22 protein-coding genes are annotated in these 11,900 nt (G+C 40.3%); all 22 read right to left on the reverse strand.

Translation table 11 applies throughout. The annotated features are described in order from the left end of the window. Positions 1-33: 33 nt before the first annotated feature. Positions 34-819: a type I methionyl aminopeptidase gene (map, locus tag BLW16_RS03885; protein ID WP_090555278.1), complete on the reverse strand. Its 786-nt coding sequence runs from the start codon at positions 817-819 to the stop codon at positions 34-36. A 6-nt stretch (positions 820-825) separates the two neighbouring features. Further along, positions 826-2,166, reverse strand: coding sequence for a preprotein translocase subunit SecY (secY, locus tag BLW16_RS03890; protein WP_090555279.1), 1,341 nt, complete (start codon positions 2,164-2,166; stop codon positions 826-828). A 3-nt stretch (positions 2,167-2,169) separates the two neighbouring features. After that, positions 2,170-2,616 (reverse strand): 50S ribosomal protein L15, encoded by a 447-nt coding sequence (gene rplO, locus BLW16_RS03895; protein WP_090555280.1) that lies wholly within the window; start codon positions 2,614-2,616, stop codon positions 2,170-2,172. A 110-nt stretch (positions 2,617-2,726) separates the two neighbouring features. Beyond that, positions 2,727-2,906, reverse strand: coding sequence for a 50S ribosomal protein L30 (gene rpmD / locus BLW16_RS03900; RefSeq protein ID WP_090555281.1), 180 nt, complete (start codon positions 2,904-2,906; stop codon positions 2,727-2,729). Between the two features lie 4 nt (positions 2,907-2,910). Further along, complete coding sequence (gene rpsE / locus BLW16_RS03905; protein ID WP_090555282.1) at positions 2,911-3,429, reverse strand: 30S ribosomal protein S5; 519 nt, start codon at positions 3,427-3,429, stop codon at positions 2,911-2,913. Between the two features lie 18 nt (positions 3,430-3,447). Continuing rightward, positions 3,448-3,801 (reverse strand): 50S ribosomal protein L18, encoded by a 354-nt coding sequence (gene rplR / locus BLW16_RS03910; RefSeq protein WP_090555283.1) that lies wholly within the window; start codon positions 3,799-3,801, stop codon positions 3,448-3,450. Positions 3,802-3,806: 5 nt separating this feature from the next. After that, positions 3,807-4,364 (reverse strand): 50S ribosomal protein L6, encoded by a 558-nt coding sequence (rplF, locus tag BLW16_RS03915; protein WP_090555284.1) that lies wholly within the window; start codon positions 4,362-4,364, stop codon positions 3,807-3,809. A gap of 18 nt (positions 4,365-4,382) precedes the next feature. After that, a complete protein-coding gene (rpsH, locus tag BLW16_RS03920) occupies positions 4,383-4,781 on the reverse strand; it encodes a 30S ribosomal protein S8 (RefSeq protein WP_090555652.1) in 399 nt (132 codons plus the stop codon). Positions 4,782-4,914: 133 nt separating this feature from the next. Then, positions 4,915-5,184, reverse strand: a complete 270-nt coding sequence (rpsN, locus tag BLW16_RS03925) for a 30S ribosomal protein S14 (RefSeq protein ID WP_090555285.1) — start codon at positions 5,182-5,184, stop codon at positions 4,915-4,917. Beyond that, a complete protein-coding gene (gene rplE, locus BLW16_RS03930; RefSeq protein WP_090555286.1) occupies positions 5,184-5,756 on the reverse strand; it encodes a 50S ribosomal protein L5 in 573 nt (190 codons plus the stop codon). The genes rpsN and rplE overlap by 1 nt, the downstream gene beginning before the upstream one ends. Further along, the gene (rplX, locus tag BLW16_RS03935) at positions 5,756-6,097 is read right to left on the reverse strand and encodes a 50S ribosomal protein L24 (protein ID WP_090555287.1); all 342 of its coding nucleotides are present in this window, start codon (positions 6,095-6,097) and stop codon (positions 5,756-5,758) included. The genes rplE and rplX overlap by 1 nt, the downstream gene beginning before the upstream one ends. A 1-nt stretch (position 6,098) precedes the next feature. Next, complete coding sequence (gene rplN / locus BLW16_RS03940; RefSeq protein WP_041878524.1) at positions 6,099-6,467, reverse strand: 50S ribosomal protein L14; 369 nt, start codon at positions 6,465-6,467, stop codon at positions 6,099-6,101. 1 nt (position 6,468) lies between these two features. After that, positions 6,469-6,723, reverse strand: coding sequence for a 30S ribosomal protein S17 (gene rpsQ, locus BLW16_RS03945; RefSeq protein ID WP_037442595.1), 255 nt, complete (start codon positions 6,721-6,723; stop codon positions 6,469-6,471). A gap of 13 nt (positions 6,724-6,736) precedes the next feature. After that, positions 6,737-6,946 (reverse strand): 50S ribosomal protein L29, encoded by a 210-nt coding sequence (rpmC, locus tag BLW16_RS03950; RefSeq protein WP_090555288.1) that lies wholly within the window; start codon positions 6,944-6,946, stop codon positions 6,737-6,739. Positions 6,947-7,019: 73 nt separating this feature from the next. Continuing rightward, positions 7,020-7,442 (reverse strand): 50S ribosomal protein L16, encoded by a 423-nt coding sequence (gene rplP, locus BLW16_RS03955; protein ID WP_037442599.1) that lies wholly within the window; start codon positions 7,440-7,442, stop codon positions 7,020-7,022. Between the two features lie 38 nt (positions 7,443-7,480). After that, entirely contained in the window at positions 7,481-8,353 is an 873-nt protein-coding gene (gene rpsC / locus BLW16_RS03960) for a 30S ribosomal protein S3 (protein WP_090555289.1), read from the reverse strand. A 5-nt stretch (positions 8,354-8,358) separates the two neighbouring features. Next, positions 8,359-8,721 carry a 50S ribosomal protein L22 gene (rplV, locus tag BLW16_RS03965; protein ID WP_012780780.1) on the reverse strand — a complete coding sequence of 121 codons (363 nt, stop codon included), beginning with the start codon at positions 8,719-8,721 and terminating at the stop codon, positions 8,359-8,361. Positions 8,722-8,728: 7 nt separating this feature from the next. Continuing rightward, positions 8,729-8,995, reverse strand: coding sequence for a 30S ribosomal protein S19 (gene rpsS, locus BLW16_RS03970; RefSeq protein WP_008244581.1), 267 nt, complete (start codon positions 8,993-8,995; stop codon positions 8,729-8,731). Further along, the gene (rplB, locus tag BLW16_RS03975) at positions 8,995-9,819 is read right to left on the reverse strand and encodes a 50S ribosomal protein L2 (protein WP_090555290.1); all 825 of its coding nucleotides are present in this window, start codon (positions 9,817-9,819) and stop codon (positions 8,995-8,997) included. The genes rpsS and rplB overlap by 1 nt, the downstream gene beginning before the upstream one ends. A gap of 23 nt (positions 9,820-9,842) precedes the next feature. After that, positions 9,843-10,133, reverse strand: coding sequence for a 50S ribosomal protein L23 (gene rplW / locus BLW16_RS03980; protein WP_037442609.1), 291 nt, complete (start codon positions 10,131-10,133; stop codon positions 9,843-9,845). A 1-nt stretch (position 10,134) separates the two neighbouring features. Next, positions 10,135-10,764: a 50S ribosomal protein L4 gene (rplD, locus tag BLW16_RS03985; RefSeq protein ID WP_090555291.1), complete on the reverse strand. Its 630-nt coding sequence runs from the start codon at positions 10,762-10,764 to the stop codon at positions 10,135-10,137. Positions 10,765-10,768: 4 nt separating this feature from the next. Beyond that, the gene (gene rplC, locus BLW16_RS03990; protein WP_090555292.1) at positions 10,769-11,386 is read right to left on the reverse strand and encodes a 50S ribosomal protein L3; all 618 of its coding nucleotides are present in this window, start codon (positions 11,384-11,386) and stop codon (positions 10,769-10,771) included. Positions 11,387-11,900 lie beyond the last annotated feature (514 nt).

Consider the following 11,900-nt stretch of genomic DNA (forward strand, 5'->3'; position numbering starts at 1 on the left):
GGGTTGCAAAATTAAAGAAAAATATTTAATTATTTACCTTTTTTCTTTTAAAACTTCTTCAATCAGAGAAAAGGTCGATAAAACATCTGCCTTGCCCTTTTTTATTGCAACAGTGTGCTCAAAATGTGCCGACGGTTGATTGTCCCTGCTTGTTACTGTCCAACCATCAGACCAAAACTCTACATTAGCTGTACCGGCATTAATCATCGGTTCAATGGCAATTACCATCCCCTCCTCTAACTTCATACCTGTACCACGTCTTCCGTAGTTCGGAACCTCAGGCTTCTCGTGCAGCTGAACGCCCACACCATGACCAACGAGCTCTCTCACCACGCCGAAACCATTCTGCTCAGCTAAAGACTGCACTGCATAGCCCACATCACCGAGGCGGGAGCCTACAACAGCTTTATCAATAGCACGCTTCAAACACTCCTGGGTAACATCAACCAATTTCTGACGGTCAGGGCTAATCTCTCCGATAGAGAAAGTATAAGCCGAATCACCAAAGAAATTGTTCTTGATCACACCACAATCCACAGAGATCAGATCTCCTTCCTGAATCACATAATCACCCGGAAAGCCATGAACAACCTGTTCATTAGGCGAAATACAAAGTGAGTATGGAAACCCGTTGTAGTTTAGAAATGCCGGTATCGCTCCGTTATCTTGTATGTAAGTCTCCGCAAGCTTGTTTAACTGCATTGTAGTCACTCCCGGGCCAATGATCTTTGCCACTTCTGCAAGTGTTTCAGATACCAGCATGGAACTGATCCTAATCAGCTCAACCTCCTCCGGAGACTTATAATAGATCTTAGACATTTAATACTAAATTACTGCACTGCTGCCGCTTGTATTTGCAGCGGGAACACCAGTACGGCCTGTAACTCTTCCTGTTTTCATTAATCCATCGTAATGACGCATCAATAAATAACTTTCAACCTGTTGCAAAGTATCCAGTACCACACCAACCAGGATCAGCAGGGAAGTACCTCCATAAAAATGGGCAAACTCTGATTTGATACCGAATTTAACAGCCAGAGACGGAAGGATGGCGATGATCGCTAAGAATACAGAACCTGGAAAGGTGATCTTAGAAATTACATCGTCAATAAATGAAGAGGTAGACAGACCTGGTTTAATACCGGGAATGAAACCGCCATTTTTCTTCATGTCATCAGACATCTGTACCGGATTAACAGTAATCGCTGTATAGAAGAATGTAAAGGCAATGATTAAAAATGCAAAGGTTAAACTATAGGCCAGTGATGTAGGATCACTGAACTGAATTAACCATGTATTTTGCAAAGTCGGGAAAAACTGTGTAAGTGTTGTTGGAATGAACATCAGTGCCTGGGCAAAGATGATAGGCATTACACCAGCAGCATTCACTTTTAATGGAATGTATTGTCTCACTCCACCAAACTGTCTGTTACCAACGATACGTTTCGCATATTGTACAGGAACCTTGCGGACACCCTGAACGATCAGGATCGTAAACATGACCACAGCGAACAAAGCAACGATCTCCAGCACAAGGGCAATTAAGCCTCCGTCTACGATAACCCTTGAAGTGATCTCCTGGTATAAAGCCATTGGAAGACGGGCGATGATACCAACCATAATGATCAGTGATACACCGTTTCCTATACCTTTATCGGTAATTTTCTCACCCAGCCACATTACAAACAGCGTACCTGCCGACAAAACGAATGTCGAAAGAACGAAGAATAAGGTAGGATCAATCAGGATAGCTTCTTTTGGAACCTGGGTCTTCACATAACCTACAGCCTGAACAGCTGTGATCACTACTGTTAAATACCTTGTGATCTGATTGAGTTTATTCCTGCCGCTCTCCCCTTCTTTCTGCATTTTCTGGAAGGAAGGTACAGCGATACCTAATAACTGAACTACAATTGATGCAGAAATATATGGCATAACCCCCAGTGCAAGGATCGATACACGGGAAAATGATCCCCCGGCAAACATATCCAGCAGACCTAAGATTCCAGATTTCTGATTATCGCCTAGGGCTGTTGCATCAACGCCTGGTAAAACAACGTGAGAAACGAACCTATAGACCAAAAGAATTACGAGCGTAAATACGATACGCTCTCTTAATTCCTGAATTTTCCAAATATTACTTAAAGTAGTAAACAGCTTCTTCATTAATTACAATTTTTCTATTGAGCCTCCAGCAGCTTCAATTGCTTTTTGTGCAGTTGCAGAGAAAGCATGTGCTTTAACTTCAACTTTAGATTTTACCTCACCACGTCCAAGGATTTTAACCAGGTCGTTTTTATGTGCTAATCCATGTTCCTGCAATGTAGCAAAATCAATAGAAGTAAGGTTAAATTTCTCAGCTAAACCTTGTAAAACATCCAGGTTGACACCTACATATTCAGTACGGTTAATTGGCTTGAAACCTACCTTAGGCACACGGCGTTGTAATGGCATCTGACCACCTTCAAAACCGATTTTGGTTTTGTGACCAGAACGTGATCCGGCACCTTTATGACCACGGGTGGAAGTTCCACCACGACCAGAACCGGTACCACGACCAATTCTTTTACTATTTTTAGTAGAACCTGATGCAGGTTTTAAATTACTTAAGTTCATTCTTGAAACTTATTGTGCTGCCCTTCGCTTTCACTAATCAGGGACAACGGTTAAACATATACAAAGGTTGCAAATGTAATCATATAAACTACTTTTACAACCTTTGCGAATTATATACTTTCGATGGCAACCAAGTGGTTAACTTTTCTTACCATTCCAATGATAGCTGCGTTAGCCTCAACTTCTACAGACTGGTTCATTTTTTTCAAACCTAATGCCTGCATTGTTCTTTTTTGACGTTCGCTTCTGTCAATGATACTTTTTACCTGGGTTATTCTGATCTTAGCCATGTTCTTATCCGTTAAAAACTTTGTTTAAATCAACACCACGCTGCTGTGCTACTGTATAAGCATCACGCATTTTTGTTAAAGCATCAACAGTTGCCTTTACCACGTTGTGAGGATTTGATGAACCTTTTGATTTTGCTAATACGTTGTGTACACCAGCACTTTCCAATACGGCACGCATTGCACCACCAGCGATTACACCTGTACCTACTGCAGCTGGTTTGATCAATACAAAACCACCTGAGAATTTACCGATTTGTTCGTGAGGAACAGTACCGTTTAACAAAGGAACCTTTACCAGGTTCTTTTTAGCATCATCGATCCCTTTGGCAATTGCTTCAGTAACCTCTTTTGCTTTACCTAATCCGTAACCTACGATTCCGTTTTCATCTCCAACAACTACGATAGCTGAGAAACTGAAAGTACGACCACCTTTGGTCACTTTGGCAACACGTTGTATACTAACTAAACGGTCTTTTAATTCGACCTCGCTAGTCTTAACTCTTTTTATATTGATAGTTGACATTCTTCTCCTATTTTCAGATTAAAATACTAAACCAGCTTCGCGGGCACCTTCTGCCAACGACTTTACGCGTCCGTGGTACAAATAGCCATTTCTATCGAAAACAACTTCTTTAATGCCAGCTGCGATTGCTTTTTCAGCTACTAATTTACCTACAGCTACAGATTGCTCTGATTTATTGCCATTACCAGAAAAATCTTTTGATAATGAAGACGCTGATACCAATGTGCTTCCAGTTACGTCGTTAATGATCTGCGCATAAATTCCTTTATTGCTTCTATAAACTGATAAACGTGGACGGCTTTCAGAACCGGTCAATCTTTTTCTGATTCCTTTTTTTATACGATCTCTACGAGATAATTTTTTCCCTGCCATGATGATTATTTTTTAGAAGCCGATTTACCTGCTTTTCTTCTTAACACTTCTCCTACAAACTTGATACCTTTACCTTTGTATGGTTCCGGTGCACGTAACGAGCGGATTTTCGCTGCAACCTGACCGATCAGTTGTTTGTCGATACTCTCTAAAATGATTTTAGGAGTCTGACCTTTTTCTGAAGTCGTAGTTACTTTAATCTCTTCCGGCAACTGGAATACATAATGGTGGGAATAACCTAAAACAAGATCCAGGGTATTTCCTGTGTTTGTTGCGCGGTAACCCACACCAACTAACTCCTGTTGAATTTTATAACCTTCTGTAACACCAATAACCATATTGTTAATCAATGAACGGTATAAACCGTGCAATGCTTTGTGTCTTTTTTGTTCAGTAGGACGTTGTACGTTTAAGATACCGTCTTCCTGACTAACAGTGATTTCTGCATCTACTGCTTGTTGTAACTGACCTTTAGGACCTTTAACAGTTACCAGATTTGACTCATCTACTGTAATGGTTACTCCTGCAGGGATACTAATTGGGGCTTTTCCTATTCTTGACATTTTGTTATCCTCCTTTAATTAATAAACGTGACACAAAACTTCGCCACCAATGTTTAGTCTGGCTGCTTCTTTATCAGTCATTACTCCTTTTGAAGTAGACAAGATAGCAATACCTAAACCGTTCAATACTCTTGGCATATTATCAACGCCTGCATACTGCCTTAAACCTGGTTTACTGATACGCGCCAATGTGCGGATAGCAGGTATTTTAGTTATAGGGTTGTACTTTAGAGCGATTTTAATCGTTCCCTGTACAGTAGTTTCCTCAAACTTGTAGTTGGCAATGTAACCTTTGTCAAAAAGTACTTTAGTAATTTCCTTTTTAAGATTTGATGCAGGAATTTCTACAATTCTGTGATTTGCCTTGATGGCATTTCTTACTCTTGTAAGATAATCTGCTATTGGATCTGTATTCATTTTTATTGATTTGTGATAGTGGTTTCCTTTCCGAACTATTCGGAGCGACCTTCCATCGGTTAATTTTCTTGTTAAACGTATAACGTTAGCAGCTTGCGCATGGTAGCGCAGCAACTAACGTAAAACGATTTTTTTACCAGCTTGCTTTGGTAACTCCAGGAATTTTTCCTGCTAAAGCCATATCGCGGAATGTAACCCTTGATATACCAAAAGTACGCATATAACCACGTGGACGGCCAGTCAGTTTACAACGGTTGTGTAAACGTACCGGTGACGAGTTTTTTGGTAACTTGTCTAATCCTTCAAAGTCACCTGCAGCTTTAAGTTCCGCACGTTTGTCTGCATATTTAGCAACCAATTTCTGGCGCTTAACTTCGCGAGCTTTTACTCCTTCTTTTGCCATTATTGCTCTGTATTAGGGGTTTGATTTTTAAACGGTAATCCGAATTGTTTTAACAATTCCAATGCTTCAACATCAGTTGTTGCAGTAGTCACAAAAGTGATATCCATTCCTAAAATCTTAGAGATTTTATCGATGTTGATCTCAGGGAAGATGATTTGTTCAGTAATACCTAAAGTGTAATTACCTTTTCCATCAAAACCTTTATCATTAATACCTTTGAAATCACGGATACGCGGCAAAGCTACGGAAATTAAACGATCTAAAAACTCAAACATGTTGTTATCACGTAAAGTTACACGTACACCAACCGGCATACCTTTACGTAATTTGAAGTTTGAGATATCTTTTTTAGATTTTGCACCTACTGCCTGCTGACCTGAGATCGTGCTCATCTCTAAAATAGAGCTGTCCATGATCTTTTTATCAGTTACAGAGAAACGGCCAACACCCTGGTTGATTGCAATCTTCTCAAGCTTAGGAACCTGCATTACGCTTTTGTAATTGAACTTGTCTTTAAGTGCAGTTACAATTTCCTCTTTGTATTTAGTCTTTAATCTTGGTATGTAAGTCATTATTTGATCTCCTCTCCTGATTTTTTAGATACCCTAACTAATTTCCCATCAGCATTAAGCTTTCTGCCAACACGCGTAGTTTTTCCGGTTTTCGGATCAATCAACGCAACGTTAGAAATATGAAGAGCAGCCTCTTTTTTAATGATACCACCGTTTGGAGTAGCAGCATTTGGTTTTGTATGTTTAGATACAAGGTTTACACCTTCTACCAGAATTCTACTTTTAGTAATCAATACTGAAAGTACTTTACCTTCCTGGCCTTTTGAATCACCAGCGATAACCTTTACTAAATCTCCTTTACGGATCTTTATCTTTGGTTGAACAGTTACTTTATTTTTCATTTTATAATACCTCCGGTGCTAATGATACAATTTTCATGAATTGTTTTTCACGCAGTTCTCTCGCTACCGGGCCAAAAATACGTGTACCACGTGGCTCATCTTGTGCATTTAATAATACTGCTGCATTATCGTCGAAACGAATGTAAGAACCATCTTTACGTCTGATCTCTTTTTTTGTCCTTACCACAACTGCTTTAGAAACTGTTCCTTTTTTAATGTTTCCAGAAGGAAGTGCGCTTTTCACGGTAACAACGATTTTGTCACCAATTGACGCGTACCGTTTGCCGGTTCCACCAAGTACACGGATAACCAGTACTTGTTTTGCGCCGCTATTGTCGGCTACGTTTAATCTTGATTCCTGTTGTACCATGTTATTTAGCCCTCTCTAAAATTTCCACTAATCTCCAGTTCTTGTTTTTACTCAGCGGACGAGTCTCCATGATCAGTACTGTATCACCAATACCGCAATCGTTTTTCTCGTCATGAGCCATAAATTTGGTAGTTTTCTTAACAAACTTACCATAGATCGGGTGTTTCACTTTACGTTCTACCGCAACAACAACAGATTTATCCATTTTATTGCTTACCACCAACCCGGTTCTTGTTTTTCTTAATTGTCTTTCCATTTCGACTCTAAAGTTATTTAGTTTCACTAGCTGACGCTGCCTTACGCTTTGTCATTTCAGTATTTAATCGGGCGATGTCTTTTCTTACCTTATTGATACGGGTAGGATTCTCTATAGCCGAAATTGTATGTGCAAATTTTAACTTTACTAAGTTTTCTTTCTCTTCTGCAATCCTGACTGCTAGTTCTTCTTGTGAAAGCCCTGTGATTTCTGAGTTCTTCATTTTATTAATTTTTATGTTCTGGGTCTAGCGGTTATAATAACAAGTTACTTACAACATTGACCCCAAAACTTCTTTATGCCTCTACGTAATCTCTACGTACTACAAATTTTGTTTGGATAGGTAATTTCTGAGCAGCTAAACGCATTGCTTCTTTAGCAATTTCTAAAGATACACCTTCAGCTTCAAAAATGATACGTCCTGGTCTTACAACTGCAACCCAGTATTCCGGCGCACCTTTACCTTTACCCATACGTACTTCGGCTGGTTTCTTAGTTACCGGTTTGTCCGGGAAAATTCTAATCCACACCTGGCCTTCACGTTTCATGAAACGAGTTACCGCAATACGGGCTGCCTCTATCTGACGACTGGTAATCCATGTCGCCTCTAAAGATTTAATCCCGAAAGACCCGAATGACAATTCAGCACCACGTGTTGCTAAACCTTTCATTCTGCCTTTTTGCATCTTTCTGAACTTCGTTCTTTTTGGCTGTAACATCTTATTTTAATATTATCGTTAAACGATCTGTTGACTAATTATTTACGAGGACCTCTGTTAGGAGTGTTTCCGCCTCTGTTATCTCTACCTGGACCGCCCTGACCCGGACCACCCTGACCAGGACCTCTTCCGCCACGACCGGCACCGCCTTTGTTGTCGTTTCTTCTGTCGCCACCGCCACGGTTATCTCTGTCTCTGCCGCCACCTGCACCAAAGGCACCTTCAGGTCTGCCACCTTTACCAGGAGCATTACTTGTTGCACCAATGTTCGGAGAAAGATCACGTTTACCGTAAACCTCACCTTTACAGATCCATACTTTAACACCGATCTTACCATAAGTAGTCAATGCCTCAGCTAATGCATAGTCAATATCAGCACGGAAAGTATGCAAAGGAATTCTTCCTTCTTTGTACTGCTCGTTACGAGCCATCTCTGCTCCGCCCAAACGACCTGAGGTCATTATTTTGATCCCTTCAGCTCCCATACGCATTGTTGATGCGATAGTTGACTTCATGGCTCTACGGAATGAAATCCTTGCCTCTAATTGTTTTGCTACACCTTCTGCTACCAGTTGTGCATCAAGCTCAGGACGTTTGATCTCAAAAATGTTAATCTGAATCTCTTTTTTTGTAAGTTTCTTTAACTCTTCTTTGATCTTGTCAACTTCAGCTCCTGCTTTTCCGATAACGATTCCCGGACGGGCAGTGTGGATAGTTACAGTGATACGTTTTAACGTACGCTCGATAACTACTTTAGCTACTCCTCCTTTTGCGATACGCACAGAAAGGTATTTTCTTATTTTTTCGTCCTCAACTAATTTGTCAGCATAGTTGTTGCCACCGAACCAGTTAGAATCCCAACCTCTGATGATTCCTAACCTGTTTCCTATTGGATGTGCTTTTTGTCCCATTTCTACTAATTAGTTTGAGTTTCAACGTTTTTACTATCTACTATCAAAGTTACGTGATTAGAACGTTTACGTATTCTATAACCACGGCCTTGAGGTGCCGGTCTCAATCTTTTCAACTGGCGGCCACCACCAACCATTATTGTTTTCACATATAATTGGTTTTCTTCAGGGCGAGAGCCTTCATTTTTAGTTTCCCAGTTTTTGATGGCTGACAACAAAAGTTTTTCAACTCTGATTGCTGCATCTTTATTGGTAAATTTTAAAATATGTAATGCTTTCTCTACACGCTCACCTCTGATAAGATCTACAACCAAACGCATCTTACGTGGTGAGGTTGGACAATTGTTTAATTTCGCTACTGCTTCCATCTCTTAATTATTTTTTCTTTTCAGAGTGACCCCTAAATGTTCTGGTTGGAGCAAACTCTCCCAGCTTGTGACCAACCATGTTTTCTGTTACGTATACCGGTATAAATTTATTACCGTTATGCACTGCAAATGTATGACCCACAAAATCTGGTGAGATCATCGATCTGCGTGACCAAGTTTTAATGACAGACTTTTTGCCTGAATCATTCATAGAGACTACTTTCTTCTCTACGTTATGGTCAATATAAGGTCCTTTTTTAATCGAACGAGCCATTATTTCTTCCTTTTCTCTATGATGAAACGATTTGAGTATTTTTTAAGTGTACGGGTCTTGAAGCCTTTAGAATACATACCATTCCTTGAGCGTGGCTGACCTCCTGATGAGCGGCCCTCACCACCACCCATAGGGTGATCGACTGGGTTCATCGCTACCGGACGTGTTCTAGGACGACGTCCTAACCAGCGTTTACGACCTGCTTTACCTAATACTTCATTTGCATGATCCGAATTGGAAACTGCTCCTATTGTTGCTAAACAAGTAGTTAAAATAGATCTAACCTCACCTGAAGGCATTTTCACAGTTGCATATTTACCGTCACGTGCTGCTAACTGAGCATAAGCACCAGCACTACGTGCTAATTGTGCTCCACGACCTGGTTGAATTTCAATGTTGTGTACAATTGATCCTAACGGAATGTTAGCTAATTTTAAAGTATTTCCAACTTCTGGAGTTGCTGTATCTCCCGATACTACTTTTTGCCCTACCTGCAATCCTTCCGGTGCAATGATATAACGCTTCTCACCATCTGCATAATGTAATAATGCGATGCGTGCTGTACGGTTCGGATCGTATTCAACAGTAGCTACTGTTGCAGGAATATCAAACTTATCACGTTTAAAATCAATTAAACGGTAAGATTTTTTGTGACCACCACCCATGTAGCGCATAGTCATCTTTCCTGTATTGTTACGTCCACCGGATTTCTTAGAAGAAACAACCAATGATTTTTCGGGCTTGGTTGCTGTAATCTCCGAGAAATCAGCCCCAACTCTAAAGCGGGTACCCGGAGTGACTGGTTTAAATTTTCTTAAGCCCATAGTTATAAATAATTCAATTCTTATTAAATATTCGCGTAATAATCAATTGTTTCGCCTGCTGCCAGAGTTACAATCGCCTTTTTATATTTCGGGCTACGTCCCGTAACTAAACCACCTTTTGTATTTCTTGATTTTAATTTTCCGTTCACAATCATTGTGTTGATCGCCAGAATATTAACACCATACATTTTTTCGATAGCCTGTTTGATCTGCAGTTTGTTTGCTTTATGTTCTACTTTGAAAGTAAAGCGGCTTGACTTCTCTGTAAGAGCAGAAGCTTTTTCGGTTAATATTGGTTTCTTTAAAAATTCCATATTACTTGGCAAATGCCTCCTCCAATGTTTTAACAGTATTTGCAGTTAACAAAAGTTTACCACAGTTCAATACATCATATGTATTCAACTGGTCAGCGGTAATCACTTTCACTTTCTGAATGTTTCTGCTTGATAAATAGATATTGTTATCCTGTACAGGTAAAACCAATAATGTTTTCTGACCAGTTAAGCTCAGCGCATTAACCAGGTTCACATAATTTTTAGTTTTAACCGAATCAAAGCTAAAATCTTCCAAAACAAGGATATTGTTATCCTGAGCTTTATATGACAACGCAGATTTACGTGCCAATGATTTTAATTTTTTGTTCAGTTTGAAACTGTAATCACGTGGCTGAGGACCGAATACACGACCACCACCATTAAACAAAGGAGATTTAATACTACCCGCACGGGCACCACCGGTTCCTTTTTGTTTGTATAACTTGCGTGTTGAACCAGCAATTTCGTTACGTTGCTTAGATTTGTGAGTTCCCTGACGTTGGTTAGCCAAATACTGTTTCACATCTAAATAAATTGCGTGATCGCTAGGTGTTACACCAAATACCGACTCAGGAAGTTGCACCTTGGCACCTGTCTCTTTTCCTGAAATGTTTACTACATTAACTTCCATCTGCTTACTTGTCTAAGATTACGTAAGAACCTTTAGCTCCTGGAATGGAACCACTAACTACAACAAGATTTTGATCAGCATAAACTTTCAAAACCTGTAAGTTCTGAACTTTCACTCTATCTCCACCCATTCTTCCTGCCATACGCATACCTTTAAATACACGTGCAGGATACGAAGCAGCACCCAATGAACCCGGCGCACGCATTCTGTTATGCTGACCGTGAGTTTGACCACCAACACCACCAAATCCGTGGCGTTTCACAACACCCTGGAAACCTTTACCTTTTGAAGTACCTACCACATCCACAAAATCGCCTTCAGCAAAAATGTTGACCGTTACAGTATCGCCTAAACTTAACGATTCTTCAAACGGTTCAAATTCTACCAACTTACGTTTTGGAGTTGTGTTTGCTTTCGCAAAATGGCCTTTAAGAGGCTGGGTTGTGTTCTTCGCTTTAGCTTCATCGAAGCTTAACTGTACTGAAACGTAACCGTCTTTCTCTTCGGTCTTAACCTGTGTAACTACACAAGGCCCAGCTTCGATCACCGTACATGGAATGTTTCTTCCATCGGCGTCGAAAATGCTGGTCATTCCTACTTTTTTTCCAATAATACCTGACATTTTCTTTTTTTAATTTAACACCCATCGAAGCAGTAGGGCTTCGTTCAAGGTGGATATACTTTCCCGTTAAGGGACGGCAAAAATAGGAAAGAAATCTTAATTTTCAAACAGTTAGCGTATTATTTTTTCAAATAAATGCTATTATTTTTGCACAAATCGGATAAAGTGCGGTTAAAGCCAGTTTTGGCCTATTCGCTTGTTACTCAAACTGATCAATATTTTAGAGATTGCAAATGTCCCGGCCGGAATATACCGCTGATCCCGCCCGATCATAAAGCCCGAAACCGGAAATCCGGCACGGAGCAGAGGAGTAAATATGCACAACAGTTTCCCTGCCCGGATGCCGGTCTTTCAGGGCTAAAGTATTCGGAATCTGAAAGATAACGAACATGCAGGAACAGCAGATTCCGGAAGCTCCCTGCAGTTGCTGTTCCGGGCTGCCATACCGGTACCTATCTATTCAGATAAGATCACGAAGCAGTACCGCTGAACCGGCGCAGATTGTTAAAAAACC

Source organism: Pedobacter hartonius, from assembly GCF_900107535.1.
GTDB classification, from domain to species: domain Bacteria; phylum Bacteroidota; class Bacteroidia; order Sphingobacteriales; family Sphingobacteriaceae; genus Pedobacter; species Pedobacter hartonius.

What these genes read in the sequence shown, in the direction of transcription:
- map (WP_090555278.1), bottom strand. Translation starts at nt 819, where the DNA reads ATGTCTAAGATCTATTATAAGTCTCCGGAGGAGGTTGAGCTGATTAGG.
- secY (WP_090555279.1), bottom strand. Translation starts at nt 2,166, where the DNA reads ATGAAGAAGCTGTTTACTACTTTAAGTAATATTTGGAAAATTCAGGAA.
- rplO (WP_090555280.1), bottom strand. Translation starts at nt 2,616, where the DNA reads ATGAACTTAAGTAATTTAAAACCTGCATCAGGTTCTACTAAAAATAGT.
- rpmD (WP_090555281.1), bottom strand. Translation starts at nt 2,906, where the DNA reads ATGGCTAAGATCAGAATAACCCAGGTAAAAAGTATCATTGACAGAAGC.
- rpsE (WP_090555282.1), bottom strand. Translation starts at nt 3,429, where the DNA reads ATGTCAACTATCAATATAAAAAGAGTTAAGACTAGCGAGGTCGAATTA.
- rplR (WP_090555283.1), bottom strand. Translation starts at nt 3,801, where the DNA reads ATGGCAGGGAAAAAATTATCTCGTAGAGATCGTATAAAAAAAGGAATC.
- rplF (WP_090555284.1), bottom strand. Translation starts at nt 4,364, where the DNA reads ATGTCAAGAATAGGAAAAGCCCCAATTAGTATCCCTGCAGGAGTAACC.
- rpsH (WP_090555652.1), bottom strand. Translation starts at nt 4,781, where the DNA reads ATGAATACAGATCCAATAGCAGATTATCTTACAAGAGTAAGAAATGCC.
- rpsN (WP_090555285.1), bottom strand. Translation starts at nt 5,184, where the DNA reads ATGGCAAAAGAAGGAGTAAAAGCTCGCGAAGTTAAGCGCCAGAAATTG.
- rplE (WP_090555286.1), bottom strand. Translation starts at nt 5,756, where the DNA reads ATGACTTACATACCAAGATTAAAGACTAAATACAAAGAGGAAATTGTA.
- rplX (WP_090555287.1), bottom strand. Translation starts at nt 6,097, where the DNA reads ATGAAAAATAAAGTAACTGTTCAACCAAAGATAAAGATCCGTAAAGGA.
- rplN (WP_041878524.1), bottom strand. Translation starts at nt 6,467, where the DNA reads ATGGTACAACAGGAATCAAGATTAAACGTAGCCGACAATAGCGGCGCA.
- rpsQ (WP_037442595.1), bottom strand. Translation starts at nt 6,723, where the DNA reads ATGGAAAGACAATTAAGAAAAACAAGAACCGGGTTGGTGGTAAGCAAT.
- rpmC (WP_090555288.1), bottom strand. Translation starts at nt 6,946, where the DNA reads ATGAAGAACTCAGAAATCACAGGGCTTTCACAAGAAGAACTAGCAGTC.
- rplP (WP_037442599.1), bottom strand. Translation starts at nt 7,442, where the DNA reads ATGTTACAGCCAAAAAGAACGAAGTTCAGAAAGATGCAAAAAGGCAGA.
- rpsC (WP_090555289.1), bottom strand. Translation starts at nt 8,353, where the DNA reads ATGGGACAAAAAGCACATCCAATAGGAAACAGGTTAGGAATCATCAGA.
- rplV (WP_012780780.1), bottom strand. Translation starts at nt 8,721, where the DNA reads ATGGAAGCAGTAGCGAAATTAAACAATTGTCCAACCTCACCACGTAAG.
- rpsS (WP_008244581.1), bottom strand. Translation starts at nt 8,995, where the DNA reads ATGGCTCGTTCGATTAAAAAAGGACCTTATATTGACCATAACGTAGAG.
- rplB (WP_090555290.1), bottom strand. Translation starts at nt 9,819, where the DNA reads ATGGGCTTAAGAAAATTTAAACCAGTCACTCCGGGTACCCGCTTTAGA.
- rplW (WP_037442609.1), bottom strand. Translation starts at nt 10,133, where the DNA reads ATGGAATTTTTAAAGAAACCAATATTAACCGAAAAAGCTTCTGCTCTT.
- rplD (WP_090555291.1), bottom strand. Translation starts at nt 10,764, where the DNA reads ATGGAAGTTAATGTAGTAAACATTTCAGGAAAAGAGACAGGTGCCAAG.
- rplC (WP_090555292.1), bottom strand. Translation starts at nt 11,386, where the DNA reads ATGTCAGGTATTATTGGAAAAAAAGTAGGAATGACCAGCATTTTCGAC.